Source organism: Bradyrhizobium sp. LeoB3 (genome assembly GCF_055456055.1).
In genome coordinates this window covers 58,599-76,930 of record NZ_JBVBEF010000038.1, presented here as the reverse complement: position 1 = coordinate 76,930, position 18,332 = coordinate 58,599, and the positions used below count along the sequence as shown (strand labels likewise).

Sequence of the window (18,332 nt, the reverse complement as noted above, 5' to 3'; positions counted from 1 at the left end):
CCCTTTGGGAATCCCTCACGACGTCAGCGAGTCGATTTGCCGCACTCACGCCAAACCGCGTTTTGTACGTACCCTAGTGCGAAAGCAGGGGCTCATAACCACAAATCTTCGTTGTTTGAGTTGGGCGTCTTCCCGCAGCGCCCTATCGCGAGATCACGCGATATGGGTCCCGGCTCAAGGCCGGGACGACACCGCTACCCTGTCTCGGCTAATCCACCTTCTCGTCGGCGTAGACGCCCCACAGGCGCTGCTGCTCGATCCAGCCGTCGAAGCCGTTGCCGGTGACGCGGCACCAGCTATTGGCGCATTTCCTCACCTGCGCGATGACGCCGGCCTGCAGCCGCGCAGCGACCGCGCTCGTCGCATCCGGACGATCGTAGAGCGACGCCAGGTCGTCCTTGTGCTTCATCGTGACGACCGCAGTGCGGCGGCCCGACAGCAGCGAATGATAGACCCAGCCTTCGGCGCCTTCGGAATCGCGCACCCGGCGCCAGTTCTCGAACTCGGCGGTGATTTCGACCGGCAGGCCGGAGCGGGTATAGACCCAGGCGACGTCATTGTCCTTGGTCGGGCCGGCGCGGACGTTCACATGATCGGACTTGAGGCTGACGTAACGGGGTATCGGCAGGCCGCTGGTGGTCGGACTTGCATCCTTGGCCGAATGTCCTGGAGATACCGAGGTGCCGAGCATGCACCCAACCAGCATCGCCAACCAACTCAACCGCCCCAACGCCATCAACTCGTCTCCTACTGAGAACGCCAACTCAAGTTCTGCGAGTTGAACCGGTGAACGCCCAGAACCCCAGACCCTTGCGCCGCGCGTCGATGCCCCAGCCCGTCTTGCCGAGGGGTTCTTGTGTTGGCCCGGTCTTCTGCTAGAGAGGACGGAACGTTGAGAACCAGAACGCCCGACTTTTCCTTGGAAACCCGAGGCAATCATCGGGGAACCCAGGGAAACGTGAAGGAAACGCCGGGACCGCGCAGCAACCGCAGTTTCGAACAACCGGGTTAATGAGGCCTGAACGGCGAAGCCTTTGACGGGCTGAAGCCTCATGAGAGCAGGACATGTCGGTTAAGAAGAAGCCTCTCGTCGTCGTCACCCGCAAGCTGCCGGATTCGATCGAGACCCGGATGCGCGAATTGTTCGACGCCAGGCTCAATCTCGACGACACGCCGATGACGTCGGAGCAGCTCGCGGAGGCCGTGCGCACCGCTGACGTGCTGGTGCCGACCGTCACCGACCTGATCCGCGAGGACGTTCTCAACCAGAACGAAACCAAGCTGCGGCTGATCGCCAATTTCGGCAATGGCGTCGACAATATCGACGTCACGGCGGCGCACGCGCGCGGCATCACCGTGACCAACACGCCGAAGGTGCTGACCGAAGATACCGCCGACATGACCATGGCGCTGATCCTCGCGGTGCCGCGACGGATGATCGAAGGCGCCTCGATCCTGACCGAAGGCAAGCACTGGCCGGGCTGGTCGCCGACCTGGATGCTCGGCCATCGCATCGGCGGAAAACGGCTCGGCATCATCGGCATGGGCCGCATCGGCCAGGCGGTCGCGCGCCGCGCCCGCGCCTTTGGCCTGCAGATCCATTATCACAACCGTCGTCCGGTGGCGCCGCGCATCGCCGACGAGCTTGGCGCCACCTATTGGGAAAGCCTCGACCAGATGCTGGCGCGGATGGACATCCTCTCGGTGAACTGTCCGCATACGCCTGCGACCTTCCACCTGCTTTCCGCGCGGCGGCTGAAGCTGATCCGCAAGGAGGCCTATATCGTCAACACCGCGCGCGGCGAGGTGATCGACGAGGACACGCTGGTCAAGCTGATCGAAGCCGGAGAGATCGGCGGCGCCGGCCTCGACGTCTATGAGCACGAGCCTGCGGTCAATCCGAAGCTGGTGCGGCTCGCCAAGGCGGGCAAGGTGACGCTGCTGCCGCATATGGGCTCGGCCACCATCGAGGGCCGCGTCGAGATGGGCGAGAAGGTGATCATCAACATCCGCACCTTCCTCGACAACCACAAGCCGCCGGATCGCGTGCTGCCGAGCATGTTGTAGCCACCACCTCGGTGTCGTACCCGCGAAGCGGACCTGTAGCCCGGATGGAGCCATCGGGCGCGCCTTCGCGCGACCCGCTGGCTCCATCCGGGCTACGGGACCTTCCTCCGCCGTTCCCGCTTGCGCCACTCCGCAACGAACGCCACGAAGGCGGCGAGCGCGGGCGGCGTTTGGCGGCGGCTCGGATAATAGAGAAACGGGCCCGGGAACGGCGCGCACCAATCGTCGAGCACGCTGACCAGCGCGCCGGATTTGACGCCGTAGCGCACATATCCCTCGAACGTGGCCCAATATCCGACGCCGTCATGGACGGCGCGCAGCGCAAGCCCGAGATAGGTTGCGATCAGCTTGGCCGGCGGCGACACCTTGACGACGCGTCCTGCTTTTTCGAACTCCCAATCGTACATCGCGCCGCTGCCGAAGCGGGTGCGGATACAGGGATGGTCGAGCAGATCCTTTGGCTGCGTCGGCCGGCCATGCTGCGCGACATAGTCGCGCGAGGCCACGACTGCGTAGCGTTGCGGCGGCCCAAGCGATACCGCGATCATGTCCTGCGCGAGATGCTCGCCATAGCGCACGCCGGCATCGAACCCTTCCGCGACGATGTCGACGAACGCGCTCTCGGCGATGATCTCCAGATCGACTTGCGGATGTTTTGCCAGGAACGGCGCCACCATCGGCGCCAGCACCAGGTCGATGGCCGGCGGCGGCGCATTGATGCGCAGGCGACCTGACGGCACACCGCGTAAGCCGCGCACCTGATCGAGCGCCGCGCCGACGTCGCGCATCGCAGGGCCCACGCGCGCAAGCAACAATTCGCCGGCCTCGGTCAGCGCCACGCTGCGCGTGGTGCGGTTCATCAGGCGCACGCCGAGCCGCTCCTCCATGTCGCGCAGCCGCTGGCTGAGGCTGGAGACCGAGACGCGCTGCTCCAGCGCCGCGCGCCGAAAATTCCGCGTGCGGGCCACAGCGAGGAAGGCTTTGAGGTCGCGAAGGTCGAAATCCTGCATTGTTCGTTATAGTGAACAAGCTATTCTCAATTGTCCAGCTTATCGAAATAATCAACGCGGCGCATATCCGCCTCGTCACGCGCGGCATCCATCCGCCGCCCATTTCGAGGAGAAGCTGCCATGGAAAAACGCAAACTCGGCTCAACTGGCCCGGAGGTCTCGGCCATCGGCCTCGGCTGCATGGGCATGTCGGATTTCTACGGCCCCGCCGACCGCAACGAGAGCATCGCCACGATCCATGCGGCGCTCGATGCCGGAATCACGCTGCTCGACACCGGCGACTTCTATGGCATAGGCCACAATGAGATGCTGATCGCCGAAGCGCTTGCCGGCCGCAGCCGCGACAATCTGCAGATCTCGGTCAAGTTCGGCGCGCTGCGCGATCCCAACCGGGGTTTTCTCGGCTACGATAGCCGGCCAGTCGCGGTGAAGAACTTTGCCGCCTATTCGCTGCAGCGGCTCCGCACCGACCATATCGACATCTATCGGCCGGCGCGGCTCGATCCCAGCGTGCCGATCGAAGAGACCGTCGGCGCGATCGCTGACCTGATCAAGGCCGGGCACGTCAGGCATATCGGCCTTTCGGAAGTCGGCTCGGAGACCATCCGCCGCGCGCACGCCGTGCATCCGATCGCCGATCTGCAGATCGAATATTCGCTTGTAGCGCGCGGCATCGAGGACGACATCCTGAAGACCTGCCGCGAGCTTGGCATCAGCATCACGGCTTACGGCGTCCTGGCGCGCGGCTTGATCAGCGGCCACTGGTCGAAAGAGCATTCCGGCCCGCAGGATTTCCGCCTGCTGAGCCCGCGTTTCCAGGCCGGCAATATCGACACCAACCTGGCGTTGGTGGGTTCACTTCGCGCCATCGCCAAGGACGTCGGCGCATCTCCGGCGCAGGTCGCGATTGCCTGGGTCGCTGCGCAGGGCAAGGATATCGTGCCGCTGGTCGGCGCCCGCCGCCGCGACCGTCTCACCGAGGCGCTCGGCGCGCTCGAGGTGAAACTGACGGATGCGCATCTCGCCGCGCTGGCAAACGCCTTTCCGCCCGGCGTCGCCGCCGGCGGCCGCTATCCGGAGGAGCACTTGAAGCACATGGACAGCGAGAAGCGCGCTTCGTGACTGCGCTTTCACCTCTCCCGCTTGGGGGGAGGTCGGCGCACCCGGATCGGCGCTTCGCGCCGTCCGAGTACGGGCTCCGCGCCGGGTGGGGGCTCTCTCCACTCAATGACTCGCGGAGACACCCCCACCCCAGCCCTCCCCCGCAAGCGGGAGAGGGAGCACAGCTTCATCGCGGGTGCGTATCAACCTAATCGCATCATGCCCTAAAGATGCCCGCTCAGATCGGTGATGACGGGGTTGTCACCGTTGAGCGGATTGGCCGGATCGCGCGTGTAACGCAGGGTCTCGAAGCGCATCGCGCGCGCATCCACCATCAACAGGCGCCCGACCAGGCCCTCGCCGAAGCCGACGATCTCGCGGATCGCCTCCAGCGCCATCATAGAGCCCAGCATGCCGGCGAGCGCGCCCATCACGCCGGCTTCCGCGCAGGCCGGCACCGTGCCGGGCGGCGGAGGTTCCGGAAACAGGCAGCGATAGGTCGGATTGAAATCGCCGGCGGCATTCTTCTCATGCGCGCGGATCGTGGTCAGCGAGCCGTCGAATACGCCGAGCGCGGCCGTGATCAGCGGCTTGCCGGCGAGGAAGCAGGCATCGGAGACGAGATAGCGCGTCTCGAAATTGTCGGAGCCGTCGAGCACGAGGTCATAGCCGCCGATCAGCGACATCACGTTATCAGCGTCGAGCCGCACCGCATGCGCCTCGAAATTGACATGCGGGTTGAGCGCATGGATCTGCTCGGCGGCGCTGTCGACCTTGCGCTTGCCGATGTCCGGCGTCGCATGGATGATCTGGCGCTGCAGATTGGAGAGCGACACGATATCGTCATCGACGACCCCGAGCGTGCCGACGCCGGCCGCCGCCAGATACATCAGCGCCGGCGCACCAAGGCCGCCGGCGCCGATCACCAGCACCGAAGCCTCCTTCAGCGCCGCCTGCCCGGGGCCGCCGACTTCGCGCAGCACGATGTGGCGGGCGTAGCGTTCGAGTTCGTCAGCAGTCAGCATTGTCGCTTACATCCTTATCGCCACCGCCAAACCCTCATGGTGAGGAGCCGCGAAGCGGCGTCTCCTGACGATGCTATCGCATCGCCGGGCGAACCATGAAGCCCGGACCTCGCCGGTGGCCCATCCTTCGAGACGGCCGCTTCGCGTCCTCCTCAGGATGAGGTCGGAGTCGTGAACCCAGGTGTGGTTGTTGCCGACCAAGCAGATGTGCATAATCGACCCACCGCGCAATAACCTCCCGGATTTGTCATGAGATCAGTGCTTTCGGCAACATTGATGGTCGTGACAATGGGGAGCGCACAGGCGCAGGTGACCCCGCCGTCCACCGCCGGCGCCAAACCGAAGACAGTCGCGACCGTGCCGGTCCGCCCCGCGCTGCAGAAGCCCGAGGAGACGGCCAACGGGATGGCGCAGGCCGAGCGGCTCGCGCTGCAATCCGATCTCGCCTGGGTCGGCCAGTATAATGGCGCGATCACGGGCGATGTCAGCGAGCGCATGGTCAACGCGATCAAGGAATTCCAGAAATCGCGCGGCGGCAAACCGACCGGCGTGCTCAACCCGCAGGAGCGTGGCGTGCTGGCCGAGACCGCGCGGCGCAAACAGGAGAGCGTCGGCTGGCGGATTGTCACCGAGCCCGGCACCGGAGCGCGGCTCGGCATTCCCTCAAAACTGGTTCCGCAACTCGCAAGCGGTGTCGACGGCGCCAAATGGACGTCACCGACGGGGACGATCCAGGTCGTGCTGGCGCGCCGCAAGGAAGCGAGCCCGACCACCGCAAAACTTGCCGAGCGCGAGAAGAAGGAGCCGGGGCGGACCGTCGACTATACCGTCGTCAAGCCGGATTTCTTCGTGCTGTCGGGCCTGCAGGGGCTGAAGAAATTCTACATCCGCGGCACGTTCAAGGGCGATGAAGTTCGCATCCTCGCCATCCTCTACGACCAGGCGACTGAAAATACCGTCGAGCCGGTGGTGATCGCGATGTCGAGCGCGTTCAACCCGTTCCCATCAGGTCCCCAGGTTGCAGGCCCCCCGCCGCGCAAGACGGTGGAATATGGCACTGGCGTTGTCGTCAGCGACGACGGCGCGATCGTGACCGACCGCTTGGCCACCGACGAATGCATCGCGATTACGATTGCCGGTCACGGCAATGCCGACCGGATCGCCGAAGACAAGGAACACGATCTCGCGCTGCTGCACATCTATGGCGCGCGCGGATTGAAGCCGCTGAATATCGGCGCCACTGGCGCAAAGCCGGCGCTCGACCTTACCGGGATCGCCGATCCGCAGAATCAGGGCGGCGGCAACGCCGTGAGCAGTGCCAAGGCGACAGCGATGGCTGTCGGCAACGATGTCACGCTGACGCCGGCACCTGCGATCGGCTTCTCCGGCGCGGCGGCGCTCGATACCGACGGCAAGTTCGCCGGTCTCGCTTTGCTGAAGCCGGTGGTCGTCGCCGGTCCGCCGAATGCGGCGCCCGCGTCGCAGGCGATGCTGGCGCCGGCCGAGACGGTGCGCGGCTTCCTGAAAGCCCATGGTGTGACCGCGAATGGCACATCGACCGACGCAAAGGCCGCCGTGGTGCGCGTGATCTGCGTGCGGAAATAGCGCTCGCTCCTCGCCTCGCCCCGCTTGCGGGGAGAGGCCGGATGCATCGGCAGATGCAATCCGGGTGAGGGGCTGCCTCCGCGAACTCATCTCTTACCGAATTTGCGGAGACAGCCCCTCACCCCAACCCTCTCAGGGCGAGTTCTGCTCGTCCCGCCTCCGCAAGAGCGGGGAGAGGGAGCCGACGTCACGCCAATCTGAACCTTACCCCCGCACGCGCCAGCCCACCGGCGATCCCGATCGGCGTGCCGTCGGCGCGCCAGCAGGCGGCGCCCAGCATGCGGCCATCCTCATCAAACTCGATCGCGTTCATGCCGCCGGCGACGGAGGATACCGGCGCGACGGTATGACCCATCACGGCAAGTTTCTCGCGCACCCTCTCGGGAACGGCGAGTTCGACTTCGAGCGCATTGCCCTCGGTCCATACCCGCGGCGCCTCGACCGCTTCCTGCAGGCTCATGCCGTGATCGATCAGGTTGATCAGCGCCTGCATTGCGCTGGGGAAGATGCGTTTTCCTCCGGGCAGGCCGAGCGCATATCTCAGTTTGCCATCGCGCAGCGCCATCATCGGCGACATCGAGGTGGTGACGCGCTTGCCGGCCGCCAGCGACAGCGCGTGGCCGGGACGCGGATCGAACAGATGCATGTAATTGTTCGCGATGGCACCAAGGCCGGGGATCAGGATCTTGGCGCCGAACAGATTGTTGATGGTTTGCGTGGTCGCAACCACATTGCCGAACGCATCCGCCGCCGTCAGATGCGTGGTATGCGCGCCTTCGAGCTGCGCAACGCCCGCGCCCCAGGCCTGCGCCCGATCAGGATCGATCGCACGGCGGCGCTCTTCGGCATAGGCTTTCGACGTCAGCCGCTCGACGGGTACGTTGACATAGGCGGGATCGCCACTCGCCGCTGCACGGTCGGCAAAGGCGATCTTCAGCACTTCGGCGAGATAATGAATCGTCTCGGCGCTGCCGAAACCGAGGCCCGCGATGGCGTAGCCTTCGAGGATGTTCAACATCTCCGCGATATGCACGCCGGATGCCGCCGGCGGCGGTGGTCCCAGGATAACCCAGCCGCGATAATCGGCGCGGATCGGCTGGCGCTCGACGGTCTTGTAGGCTCCGAGATCGGCGCGGCGAATATATCCGCCGTTCTGCTCCATGTAGCGGACGAGGATATCGCCGAGCGATCCCTGATACAGCGCGGCCTCGCCATGCTCGGCGATATACCGCAACGTCTCCGCATATTCGGCCTGCACCACGCGTTCGCCGATCTTCAGCGGTTCGCCGTTCGGAAGATAGATCGCCGAAATCGGCTTGTCCTTCAACATGTCGGCCGCGCTCTCGCGGATGCATTCGTGCAAGTAAGGCGTCACCGCATAGCCGCGGGCGGCATGCTTGATCGCGGGCTGCATGACGTCGGCAAGGCTCATGGTCCCGAATCGCCGCAGCGTCTCGCACCAGGCCATTAGCGAACCCGGCACCGCCACCGCCTTCGCACCCACGCAATTCTCATCGCCGACGGTGTCGAACACGTCGCGCGCCGAACCCGGCTTCGAACTGTAGGTGTCGGGACGGACCGCGAGCGGCACGGTGCTCTGGCCGTCGATGAAGCGATGCGTGCCGTCGGCGAGACGGATATGCGCCATGCCGCCGCCGATGATGCCGACCATCATCGGCTCGACGACGGTCAGCGTGAACAATGTCGCGATCGCCGCATCGATCGCGTTGCCGCCGGCGGCCAGCATCTCGGCGCCCGCGCTTGAGGCCAGCGGATGATTGCTGACCACCATGCCGCGGCTGGAGATGGCTGGTTGCTTCTCGCATTCGAAATGTGTCGCCGCGCGATCTCGCCAATTCTCGCTCATGACGTCGCTCCCATTATTGTCGGTTATTTTTGGCATTTCGGGCACCAGAACGTCGAACGACCATTCTGGGTGAAGCGTTTCACGGTGCCGTCGCAGCCCGGAGTCGGGCACTTCTCGCCTTCGCGGTCGTAGACCTGGAACGAATGCTGGAAATAGCCGAGTTCGCCATTGGTCTGGCGATGGTCGCGCAACGATGAGCCGCCGGCCTTGATCGCCTGGTTCAACACATCGTGGATCGCAGTGACCAGTCGTTCTGCGTGCTCCGTCGGCTCCTCCGTCTTCTTCCTGGCAAGCGTTGCCGCCAGCCGCCGCGGCGACAGCCGCGCGCGAAACAGCGCTTCGCAGACGTAGATATTGCCGAGTCCTGCGACCACGCGCTGGTCGAGCAATGCTGCCTTCAGGCTGGTTTTCTTGTTGGCGCAGGAGTGCGCCAGCATCGCGGCATCGAATTCGTTGCCGAGCGGCTCGGGGCCGAGGCCCTTCAACAGCGGCTCGTCCTCGATCGCGTTGCGCGCGATCACTTTCATGTAGCCGAAGCGGCGGGGGTCGTTGAAGATGATCGCAGCCCCCGACGACATGTGGAAGATCACATGATCGTGCGCGCGGTCCTGATTGCGCTCGTAATGGAAATGTCCCGGCGCGGCCTTGTCATCGTCCTTGAGCACGCGGAACGAGCCGGACATGCCCAGATGCATCAAGAGCACGTCGCCCGAGGTCAGGTCCGCCATCAGATATTTCGCGCGACGGCCGAGACCCGCGACAGTTTGCCCTTCCAGCCGCGCGACAAAGTCTTTTTGAAAGGGAAACCGCAGGTCCTTGCGGCGGGCTTCCGCTTTCAGGATTTTCGCACCCTCCATGGACGGCTGCAGGCCGCGGCGGACGGTCTCGACTTCGGGGAGCTCGGGCATGGAAATGTCATTCACACGGGGCGGGATCGGCAAAAGTGTAAGCGGTTTTGCGCCCCTTCGCCCGCCAAATTAACAATTTGCCAACAATCCGCCAGATCACAGCCGGTTTGGCGGATTGTGCGCGGAGGTGCTGACGTGATAGCGCCATTGCGGCGGGCGCGCTATGGTCGCGCTCCTTAAGGTAATGCGTTGATGGATCGGCGGGACCAAACCACCCATTTCGGCTACAGGGACGTTCCCCTGGGCGAGAAACAGACGCTGGTGAACGAGGTGTTCCACAGCGTGGCGTCGCGTTATGACTTGATGAACGATCTGATGTCGATCGGCCTGCACCGGGTCTGGAAGGACATCATGATCACCCAGCTCAATCCGCCGAAGAGCGAAGCGCCGTTCGCGCTGCTCGACGTCGCGGGCGGCACCGGCGATATCTCTTTCCGGGCGGCGAAGGCGGGCGGTCCCGGTTTCCGCGCCACTGTCTGCGACATCAATGCCGACATGCTCGAGGTCGGCCGCAACCGTGCTCGCGCCCAGCATCTCGATGACCGGGTCTCGTTCGTCGCCGGCAATGCCGAGGCGCTCAGCTTTCCGGACCGTTCGTTCGACGCCTACACGATCGCGTTCGGCATCCGCAACGTGCCGCGGATCGATGTCGCGCTGCGCGAGGCCTATCGCGTGCTGCGACCCGGCAGCCGCTTCCTCTGTCTTGAATTTTCCACTGTCGACGTGCCCGGCCTCGACCGGCTCTACGACATGTTCTCGTTCAGGGTGATCCCGCCGCTCGGCCGCGCCGTGACCGGCGACGCCGAGTCCTATCAGTATCTCGTCGAATCGATCCGCAAGTTTCCACGGCCCAGCGCCTTTGCCGAGATGATCACTGCCGCCGGCTTTGCGCGGGTGAAATGGGAAATCCTCTCGGGCGGCATCGTGGCGCTGCATTCGGGCTGGCGTTTGTGATCTCCGCAACAACACACATCGCGCGCCTCGCCCGCGCCGCCTACGTCTTCGCGCGCGAGGGCGTGTTCGGCGTCGTCGATCCGGCCCTGGTGCCGCCGCCGGCGCAACTTCTGGTGAAGCTCGCCCGCCTGGTCGAACGGCGCGGCGCCAAGTCCGGCCCGCGATTGTCGCGGGCGCTGACGCGGCTCGGGCCGGCCTATCTCAAGCTCGGCCAGTTCCTGGCCACACGGCCCGACGTGGTCGGCGTGGTGCTGGCCAAGGATCTGGAGAGCCTGCAGGACCGGCTGCCGCCGTTCCCGCAGGCCGAAGCCGAAGCTGTGATCGTGCAGTCGCTGGAACGCCCGCTGGCGCAGAGTTTCGTACGGCTCGGCCCCGCAGTCGCCGCCGCCTCGATCGCGCAGGTGCATCGCGGCGAGATCGAGCGCAACGGCGTGCGCCAGCAGGTGGCCGTGAAGGTGCTGCGGCCGAACGTCGCCTCCCGCTTCCGCCGCGATCTCTCCGATTTCTTCTTTGTCGCGCACAAGGCGGAAGCCCATTCGGCCGAAGCGCGGCGCTTGCGGCTGGTCGAGGTCATCAACACGATGTCGCGCTCGGTCGCGATGGAGATGGACCTCCGCCTGGAGGCTGCCGCCCTCTCCGAGATGGCGGAAAACATCAAGGACGATCCGGATTTCCGCGTGCCGGCGGTGGACTGGGACCGCACCACCCACAACGTGCTGACGATGGAATGGGTCGACGGCATCCCGCTGAACGACCGTACCAGGCTGGAGCAAGCCGAGGTCGATCTGCCCGATCTCGGCCGCAAGGTGATCCAGAGCTTCCTGCGTCACGCGCTGCGCGACGGCTTCTTCCATGCCGACATGCATCCCGGCAATCTGTTCCTCGACGATAACGGCCGCCTGGTGGCGGTCGATTTCGGCATCATGGGCCGGCTCGGACAGAAGGAGCGGCGCTTCCTCGCCGAGATCCTGCTCGGCTTCATCACCCGCGACTATCGCCGCGTCGCTGAAGTGCATTTCGAGGCCGGCTATGTGCCGGGGCATCACTCCGTGGAGAATTTCGCGCAGGCGATCCGCGCCATCGGCGAGCCGATCCACAATCGCACCGCCGAGGAAATCTCGATGGCGCGGCTGCTCACGCTGCTGCTCGAGGTCACCGGCCTGTTCGACATGCAGACGCGTCCCGAATTGATCCTGCTGCAGAAGACCATGGTGGTGGTCGAAGGCGTGGCGCGCGGCTTTGACCCCAAGCTCGACATCTGGAAAATTGCTGACCCCGTGGTGCGCGAATGGATCGAGCGCAATCTCGGCCCCGTGGGGCGCATCCAGGGCGCGATGTCGGGGGCCGGCGAGCTCGCCCGCGTGCTGGCGCATCTGCCCGATATCGCCTCGCGCGCGGTCGCGGTGTTGGGCAATCTGGAGAGGATGACGCGCGAGGGCGTCACGCTGTCGCCGGAAACGATCGCGGCGATGGGACAGACCGAGGGCCGCAAGAACCGCTGGCGGACGATCGCGCTCTGGATCATCGCGGCCACTTTCATCGGAATCCTGATTGCAGTTCGGAATCTTTGATTGCAATGATAGCGTATGACGCTAGCATTGCTGTCAAATCGACGGTGCGGCCATGGCCAATCTGACTATTCGCAAGCTCGATGACGCCGTCCGAGATGAATTGCGCCTACGCGCAGCCCGTAACGGGCGCTCGGTCGAGGACGAGGTCCGGGTCATCCTGGGCGAGGTGGTTGCGGGGCAGCCCTCCGAGGTCCCGCCGGCAGCTCCCGCGTCGCGCCCGCAGGCCGCTGTAGCATCGGCCAACGGCCTGGCCCGCGTCACCCTGATCATCGGCGGCGGCATCGCCGCCTACAAGGCGCTGGACCTGATTCGGCGGCTCAAGGAGCGCCAGATTCACGTCCGCTGCGTGCTGACCAAGGCGGCGCAGCAGTTCGTCTCGCCGCTTGCGGCCAGCGCCCTGTCGCATGAGCGCGTCTATACCGACCTGTTCGATCCCGAGAGCGAATTCGATGCCGGCCACATCCGCCTGGCGCGCGAGTGCGACCTGATCGTGGTGGCGCCGGCGACCGCGGACCTGATCGCCAAAATGGCGCATGGCCATGCCGACGATCTCGCCTCCGCGATCCTGCTCGCCGCCAACCGCCCGATCCTGCTGGCGCCGGCAATGAATCCGCTGATGTGGAACAACGCCGCCACCCGCCGCAACGTGCTGCAGCTCCGCCGCGACGGCATCCTGACCGTCGGCCCCAACGCCGGCGAGATGGCGGAGGCGGGCGAAGCCGGCGTCGGGCGGATGGCCGAGCCGACGGAAATCGCCGCCGCTGCCGAACATATCCTGCGCCCGCCGCATCGGCGCCCGCTTCAGGGCAAGCGCGTGCTGATCACCGCAGGGCCAACGCATGAGGCGATCGATCCGGTGCGCTATATCGCCAACCGCTCCTCTGGCAAGCAGGGCTTTGCCATCGCCGCCGCCGCGCGAGATGCCGGCGCCGAGGTCGTCCTGGTCTCGGGGCCGGTCGATCTCGCCGATCCCCCCGGCGTGTCGGTAATCTCTGTGGAATCCGCGCGCGACATGCTGCACCGGGTGGAAGCGGCGCTGCCGGTGGATGTCGCGATCTTCGCGGCCGCGGTCGCCGACTGGCGGGTCGCCAATGAAGGCGAGCAGAAATTGAAGAAGACCACAGCCGGCGTGCCGTCGCTGCAACTGATCGAGAATCCCGACATCCTCGCCACCATCGCCAAGCTGCAGGACAAGCGCCCGCCGCTGGTGATCGGTTTCGCGGCCGAGACCGAGCATCTGATCGACAATGCAAAGGCAAAGATCGCCCGCAAGGGCTGCGACTGGATCGTGGCCAATGATGTTTCGCCGGCCACCGGCGTGATGGGCGGGGACCGCAACACCGTCCATCTGCTGACGCGCGAGGGCGATGATATCAGCGTCGATTCCTGGCCGGTCATGACCAAGGAACAGGTCGCCACCGAACTGGTGGCGCGGATCGCGAAGGCTGTGGAGGCGAAATCGTGAGTGCGACAATCAAGGTCGATGTCAGGCAATTGCCGCATGGCGAAGGCCTTCCGCTGCCGACCTACCAGACCGCCGATGCCGCCGGGCTCGATCTGCTCGCCGCAGTGCCCGAAGAAACGCCGCTGGTGCTCGCATCAGGCAAATATGCGATGGTTCCGACCGGGCTGACGATCGCGCTGCCGCCGGGCTATGAGGCGCAGGTGCGGCCACGCTCGGGACTTGCCGCCAAGCACGGCGTGACCGTGTTGAATTCGCCTGGTACCATCGACGCCGACTATCGCGGCGAGATCAACGTGCTCCTGATCAATCACGGCGAGGCGCCATTTTCGATCCGACGCGGCGAGCGCATCGCGCAGATGGTGATCGCACCGGTCGTGCAGGCGGAACTGGTTCCCGTGACCGTGCTGTCCAGTACCGACCGAGGCAGCGGCGGCTTCGGCTCGACCGGGCGATAAGCCATTCGAATGCGGATAAAATTTGCGCTGGCGCATGAATTGAGCCCCGCATTTTTCACAGCGTGTCTTGCGTTCACGATCTGGACTCTTACTCGCTGAGTCAGCTTGAGGATATGCTTCCTCGATTCGTGAGCACGGCGGGGGTCTAACGCCGGGCTGAAGTCGTGCGTTCTGGGGCAAATTATGTCAGGCGTGGTCGCCGCAATGCGTCGAAGCCTGCTGTCGTGCACCTCACTGGCGCGCGACGGCCTGATGGGGCTCGCCGCTACATTGGCGCTGCCCACGGGATCGGCGCGCGCCGGTGACTGGCTGTTCGAGCCGGCGATCTCGGCGTGGTTCGACCTCGATCACCAGGAATTCGTTCTTTTCACCGCCGCGGTTGCGTTGCTCGGCTTTTCCGTGGTCGCCGCGATCCTCTTGATGCGCACGCGCGCTCGCGCCAGCCGGAGCGAGGGGCGCCTGCGCGCCGAGATCGCCGATCTGCAGGCCCAATCCGATCGTCTGCGCGCGCTGCTGTTTGCCGAACCGCAGGTCCTGATTTCCTGGGCGGCCGGCAACAATCGCCCCGAGATCAGCGGCGACATCGCCTTGCTGACCTCGCAGGAGGCGACCCAGAACTCGCCCCAGCGCGTGCTGGCATTCGGAACCTGGCTGCCGCCGGAACCGGCGCTGCAGATGGACCACGCGGTCGACGCGCTGCGGGAGGCCGGCCAGGGCTTTCTGCTCAACCTCACGACCGCGAACGGCCGCGCGATCGAGGCCATGGGTCGCGCCATCGGCGGCCAGGCGATCGTGCGGATGCGCGAGCTCGGCGGCTTGCGCCGCGAATTGGCCGAGGCCAATCTGCGCTACAAGATGCTGCAGGAGGAAACCGAACTGCTGCGCGATTTCGCCGCCGCCGCACCCTGGCCGATCTGGGCCAAGAATGCGCAGGACGATCTGCGCTATGCCAATACGGCCTATCTGCGGGCGACCGAGGGCGCGAGCATCGCGGATGCAATCACCCGCAATCTCGAGCTCCTGGAGAACGATCAGCGGGTCGAGATGGCCAAGGCGCTGCACGAATATGCAACCTATGCCGCGCGACTGCCGATCGTGGTCGGCGGCGAGCGGCGGATCTACGACGTGCAGGCGATGAAGCTTGCCGGCGGCAGCGCCGGCATCGCCATCGACGCCAGCGAGGTTGCCGCCCTTCGCGCCGCGCTCACCCGGATGGCGGAAGCGCATCGCCGCACCCTCGACCAGCTCTCTTCCGGCGTCGCCGTGTTCGACGCCGACCGGCGGCTCGCCTTCTACAACGAATCCTATCGCCGCCTCTGGGATCTCGATCAGGCATTCCTCGACAGCAACCCGGACGATTCCAGCGTCCTCGATCGGCTGCGCGCCGCGCGCAAGCTGCCGGAGCAGCCGGACTTCCGCGCCTGGAAGGCCAAGCTGCACGAAGCCTATCGCGCGGTCGAATCGGAGAGCTACACCTGGTTCCTGCCGGACGGCCGCGCGGTCAGTGTCGTCACCACGCCGAACCTCGAAGGCGGCGTCACCTATCTCTTCGACAACGTCACCGAAAGCCTCGACCTGGCGCGTCGCTTCGACGGCCTGATCCGGGTCCAGCACGAGACCCTCGACAACCTCAACGAAGCAGTCGCGGTGTTCGGCAGCAATGGCCGGGTGCAGTTGTTCAACCCGGCATTTGAGAAGATGTGGCGGCTGCCGGCGGATGCGCTGCGCGAGCAGCCGCATATCGAGACCGTGGAAGCGCTGTGCAGGCCGCTGTTCGACGATCCGATCGTCTGGCGCGCGCTGCGCGAGGCGATCACTGCGATCGAGAACCGGGCCCAGGTTGCGCTGAAGCTCGAGCGCAAGGACGGCAGCGTGCTGCATTGCATGACCATGCCGCTGCCCGACGGCGCGACCATGCTGACGTTCCAGGACATCACCGACACCGAGAATGTCGAACGCGCGCTGCGCGAGCGCAACGAGGCGCTGGAAGCGGCCGACCAGATGAAGGTCGATTTCGTCCACCACGTGTCCTACGAATTGCGCGCGCCGCTCACCACCATCATCGGCTTTGCGCATTTCCTGTCTGATCCCTCGACCGGACCGCTCAACGCGAAGCAGGCCGAATATCTCGACTACGTCACCAAATCGACCAACGCGTTGCTCGCGCTCACCAACAACATCCTCGATCTCGCCACCATCGATGCCGGCGCGATGACGCTCGAGCTCGGCTCCGTCGATATCGGCAAGACGATCGAGGCCGCCGCCGAAGGCATCCAGGACCGGCTCGCGACCGACCGCATCACGCTCAAGGTCGACATCGAGCCCAATATCGGCGAATTCATCGGCGACGAACGGCGCGTGGTGCAGGTGCTCTATAACCTGCTCGCCAACGCCGTCGGCTTCTCCCCGCATGACGGGACGGTCACGATCTCTGCGCGACGTGCCGACCACAGCGTCGTATTCGCGGTGACCGACACCGGCCCGGGCATCGCGCCTGAGGTCAAGGACAAGGTATTCAACTGGTTCGAGAGCCATTCCCATGGCTCGCGGCACCGTGGCGCCGGCCTCGGCCTGTCGCTGGTGCGCTCCTTCGTCGAGTTGCATGGCGGCAAGGTCCGCGTCGATTCGACTGTCGGCAACGGCACGACCGTGACCTGCATCTTCCCGGTCGACCAGAACGCGCATCGCAACGCCGCCGAATGATTGTCACCAGCACATTCTCGGTCGCACTCGCCAATGAGGCGGCGACCGCGCATCTGATGGCGGATCTCGCGCTCTTGATCGGCCCCGGCGAAGTCATCGCGCTCTCCGGCGATCTCGGCGCCGGCAAGACCGCGGCGGCCCGCGCGCTGATCCGCTATCTCGCCACCGATGATACGCTGGAAGTGCCGAGCCCGACCTTCACGCTGGCGCAAACCTACGAGTTGCCGGCGTTCCCGCTTGTTCATGCCGATCTCTACCGCATCAATGACGCGAGCGAACTCGAGGAGATCGGGCTGTCGCCCTTGCCTGACGGCGCGGTAGCGCTGATCGAATGGCCGGAGCGCGCACCGGATGCCTTGCCGCCGGATCGTATCGACATCGCGCTGAGCCACCGGCCGGCGCTGGGATCGAACGCGCGGGCGGCCGAGATCACCGGCCACGGCAAGGCCGCCGCCGTCGTCACGCGGCTGAAGGCGCTGCGCCAATTCCTCGACAATGCCGGCTACATCGACGCGCGGCGCGAGCGCATGCCGGGCGATGCCTCGACCCGCTCCTACGCCCGGCTGTTCGACGACAATGGCAGCGTCATCCTGATGAACTCGCCGCGCCGCCCCGACGGGCCGCCGATCTATGACGGCAAGCCCTACAGCGCTGCCGTCCATCTCGCCGAGGACGTCAAGCCGTTCGTCGCCATCGACAACGGACTGCGCGAGCGCGGCTTCTCCGCACCCGCGATCCGCCACTCCGACATCGATCTGGGATTCCTGATCACCGAGGATTTCGGCAAGGACGGCGTCGTCGAAGGCAACCCGCCGGCGCCGATCACCGAGCGCTATGAAGCCGCGACCGACATGCTGGCAGCCCTGCATCGCGAGAAGCTGCCAGAAGAGCTGCCACTGTCGCCGCAGCTCACCTACGACATCCCCGTCTTCGACATCGATGCATGGCTGATCGAGCTGGGCTTGATGATCGAGTGGTACTTGCCGCAGCGCGGCGTCACCCTCGCATCGGATTTACGCAATGAATTTCTTGCGATGTGGCGAACGCTCCTGGAAAAGCCGGCCGCGGCGCCGCGGACCTGGGTGCTCCGCGACTTCCACTCGCCCAACCTGATCTGGCTCGGCGAGCGCACCGGCATCCTGCGGGTCGGCCTGATCGACTTCCAGGACGCGGTGCTGGGACCTGCCACTTACGACCTGGTGTCGCTGCTCCAGGACGCGCGGATCGACGTGCCCGAGCAGCTCGAGCTCACACTGCTCTCCCGTTACATCAAGGCGCGGCGGGCCACCGAGGAGCATTTCGACGCGGCCAGCTTCGCCGAGCTCTACGCGATCATGTCGGCCCAGCGTAACACGCGTCTGCTGGGCACGTTTGCGCGGCTCAACGGGCGGGACGGCAAGCCGCATTATCTCAAGCACCAGCCGCGGATCTGGACTTACCTCACTCGTTCACTGGCTCACCCGGCACTGGCCGGCCTCCGCGAATGGTACGCGGCCCACGTTCCGCCGCCGGTTTCCTGATTTACCCCCTGTTAGCCCGAGCCGCCCTAGTGTGACACACGCTCGGGATGCAGAGCGGCTGGATCATGTTCAGGATCATGA

The 18,332-nt window shown here is 65.4% G+C and carries 14 protein-coding genes; 9 read left to right on the top strand and 5 right to left on the bottom strand.

Annotation, left to right across the window (positions count from 1 at the left end):
• Positions 1–208: 208 nt before the first annotated feature.
• Entirely contained in the window at positions 209–736 is a 528-nt protein-coding gene (locus tag ACZXDY_RS23545) for an SH3 domain-containing protein (RefSeq protein WP_028167279.1), read from the bottom strand.
• 329 nt (positions 737–1,065) lie between these two features.
• On the opposite strand from ACZXDY_RS23545, the gene ACZXDY_RS23540 reads away from it, so the two are divergent.
• A complete protein-coding gene (locus ACZXDY_RS23540; protein WP_028167280.1) occupies positions 1,066–2,067 on the top strand; it encodes a 2-hydroxyacid dehydrogenase in 1,002 nt (333 codons plus the stop codon).
• Positions 2,068–2,159: 92 nt separating this feature from the next.
• Here ACZXDY_RS23540 and ACZXDY_RS23535 read toward each other — a convergent pair whose 3' ends face one another.
• Positions 2,160–3,077 carry a LysR family transcriptional regulator gene (locus tag ACZXDY_RS23535; protein ID WP_464347125.1) on the bottom strand — a complete coding sequence of 306 codons (918 nt, stop codon included), beginning with the start codon at positions 3,075–3,077 and terminating at the stop codon, positions 2,160–2,162.
• 120 nt (positions 3,078–3,197) lie between these two features.
• Between ACZXDY_RS23535 and ACZXDY_RS23530 the strand changes: the two genes are divergently transcribed.
• The gene (locus tag ACZXDY_RS23530; RefSeq protein ID WP_464347124.1) at positions 3,198–4,199 is read left to right on the top strand and encodes an aldo/keto reductase; all 1,002 of its coding nucleotides are present in this window, start codon (positions 3,198–3,200) and stop codon (positions 4,197–4,199) included.
• 203 nt (positions 4,200–4,402) lie between these two features.
• On the opposite strand, the gene ACZXDY_RS23525 is transcribed toward ACZXDY_RS23530, so the two are convergent.
• Complete coding sequence (locus tag ACZXDY_RS23525; protein WP_464347123.1) at positions 4,403–5,203, bottom strand: HesA/MoeB/ThiF family protein; 801 nt, start codon at positions 5,201–5,203, stop codon at positions 4,403–4,405.
• Between the two features lie 249 nt (positions 5,204–5,452).
• Here ACZXDY_RS23525 and ACZXDY_RS23520 point away from each other — a divergent pair, with 249 nt between their 5' ends.
• Positions 5,453–6,808, top strand: coding sequence for a serine protease (locus tag ACZXDY_RS23520; RefSeq protein ID WP_464347122.1), 1,356 nt, complete (start codon positions 5,453–5,455; stop codon positions 6,806–6,808).
• 187 nt (positions 6,809–6,995) lie between these two features.
• Here the strand turns inward: ACZXDY_RS23520 and ggt are convergent, their stop codons facing one another.
• On the bottom strand, positions 6,996–8,675 hold the full coding sequence (gene ggt, locus ACZXDY_RS23515; RefSeq protein ID WP_464347121.1) for a gamma-glutamyltransferase: 1,680 nt from the start codon (positions 8,673–8,675) through the stop codon (positions 6,996–6,998).
• A gap of 23 nt (positions 8,676–8,698) precedes the next feature.
• Positions 8,699–9,583 (bottom strand): bifunctional DNA-formamidopyrimidine glycosylase/DNA-(apurinic or apyrimidinic site) lyase, encoded by an 885-nt coding sequence (gene mutM, locus ACZXDY_RS23510; RefSeq protein ID WP_464347120.1) that lies wholly within the window; start codon positions 9,581–9,583, stop codon positions 8,699–8,701.
• A 192-nt stretch (positions 9,584–9,775) separates the two neighbouring features.
• Here mutM and ubiE point away from each other — a divergent pair, with 192 nt between their 5' ends.
• From ubiE to tsaE, 6 genes are all read left to right on the top strand, one after another.
• Complete coding sequence (gene ubiE, locus ACZXDY_RS23505; RefSeq protein ID WP_208823402.1) at positions 9,776–10,537, top strand: bifunctional demethylmenaquinone methyltransferase/2-methoxy-6-polyprenyl-1,4-benzoquinol methylase UbiE; 762 nt, start codon at positions 9,776–9,778, stop codon at positions 10,535–10,537.
• On the top strand, positions 10,534–12,108 hold the full coding sequence (gene ubiB, locus ACZXDY_RS23500) for a 2-polyprenylphenol 6-hydroxylase (protein ID WP_464347129.1): 1,575 nt from the start codon (positions 10,534–10,536) through the stop codon (positions 12,106–12,108). Before ubiE ends, ubiB begins: the two co-directional genes overlap by 4 nt.
• 52 nt (positions 12,109–12,160) lie before the next feature.
• Complete coding sequence (gene coaBC, locus ACZXDY_RS23495) at positions 12,161–13,573, top strand: bifunctional phosphopantothenoylcysteine decarboxylase/phosphopantothenate--cysteine ligase CoaBC (protein ID WP_464347119.1); 1,413 nt, start codon at positions 12,161–12,163, stop codon at positions 13,571–13,573.
• On the top strand, positions 13,570–14,028 hold the full coding sequence (gene dut / locus ACZXDY_RS23490; protein WP_464347118.1) for a dUTP diphosphatase: 459 nt from the start codon (positions 13,570–13,572) through the stop codon (positions 14,026–14,028). Before coaBC ends, dut begins: the two co-directional genes overlap by 4 nt.
• 183 nt (positions 14,029–14,211) lie before the next feature.
• Complete coding sequence (locus ACZXDY_RS23485; protein ID WP_464347117.1) at positions 14,212–16,731, top strand: PAS domain-containing sensor histidine kinase; 2,520 nt, start codon at positions 14,212–14,214, stop codon at positions 16,729–16,731.
• A complete protein-coding gene (gene tsaE / locus ACZXDY_RS23480) occupies positions 16,728–18,251 on the top strand; it encodes a tRNA (adenosine(37)-N6)-threonylcarbamoyltransferase complex ATPase subunit type 1 TsaE (RefSeq protein WP_028167293.1) in 1,524 nt (507 codons plus the stop codon). Before ACZXDY_RS23485 ends, tsaE begins: the two co-directional genes overlap by 4 nt.
• The last annotated feature ends 81 nt before the right edge of the window (positions 18,252–18,332 follow it).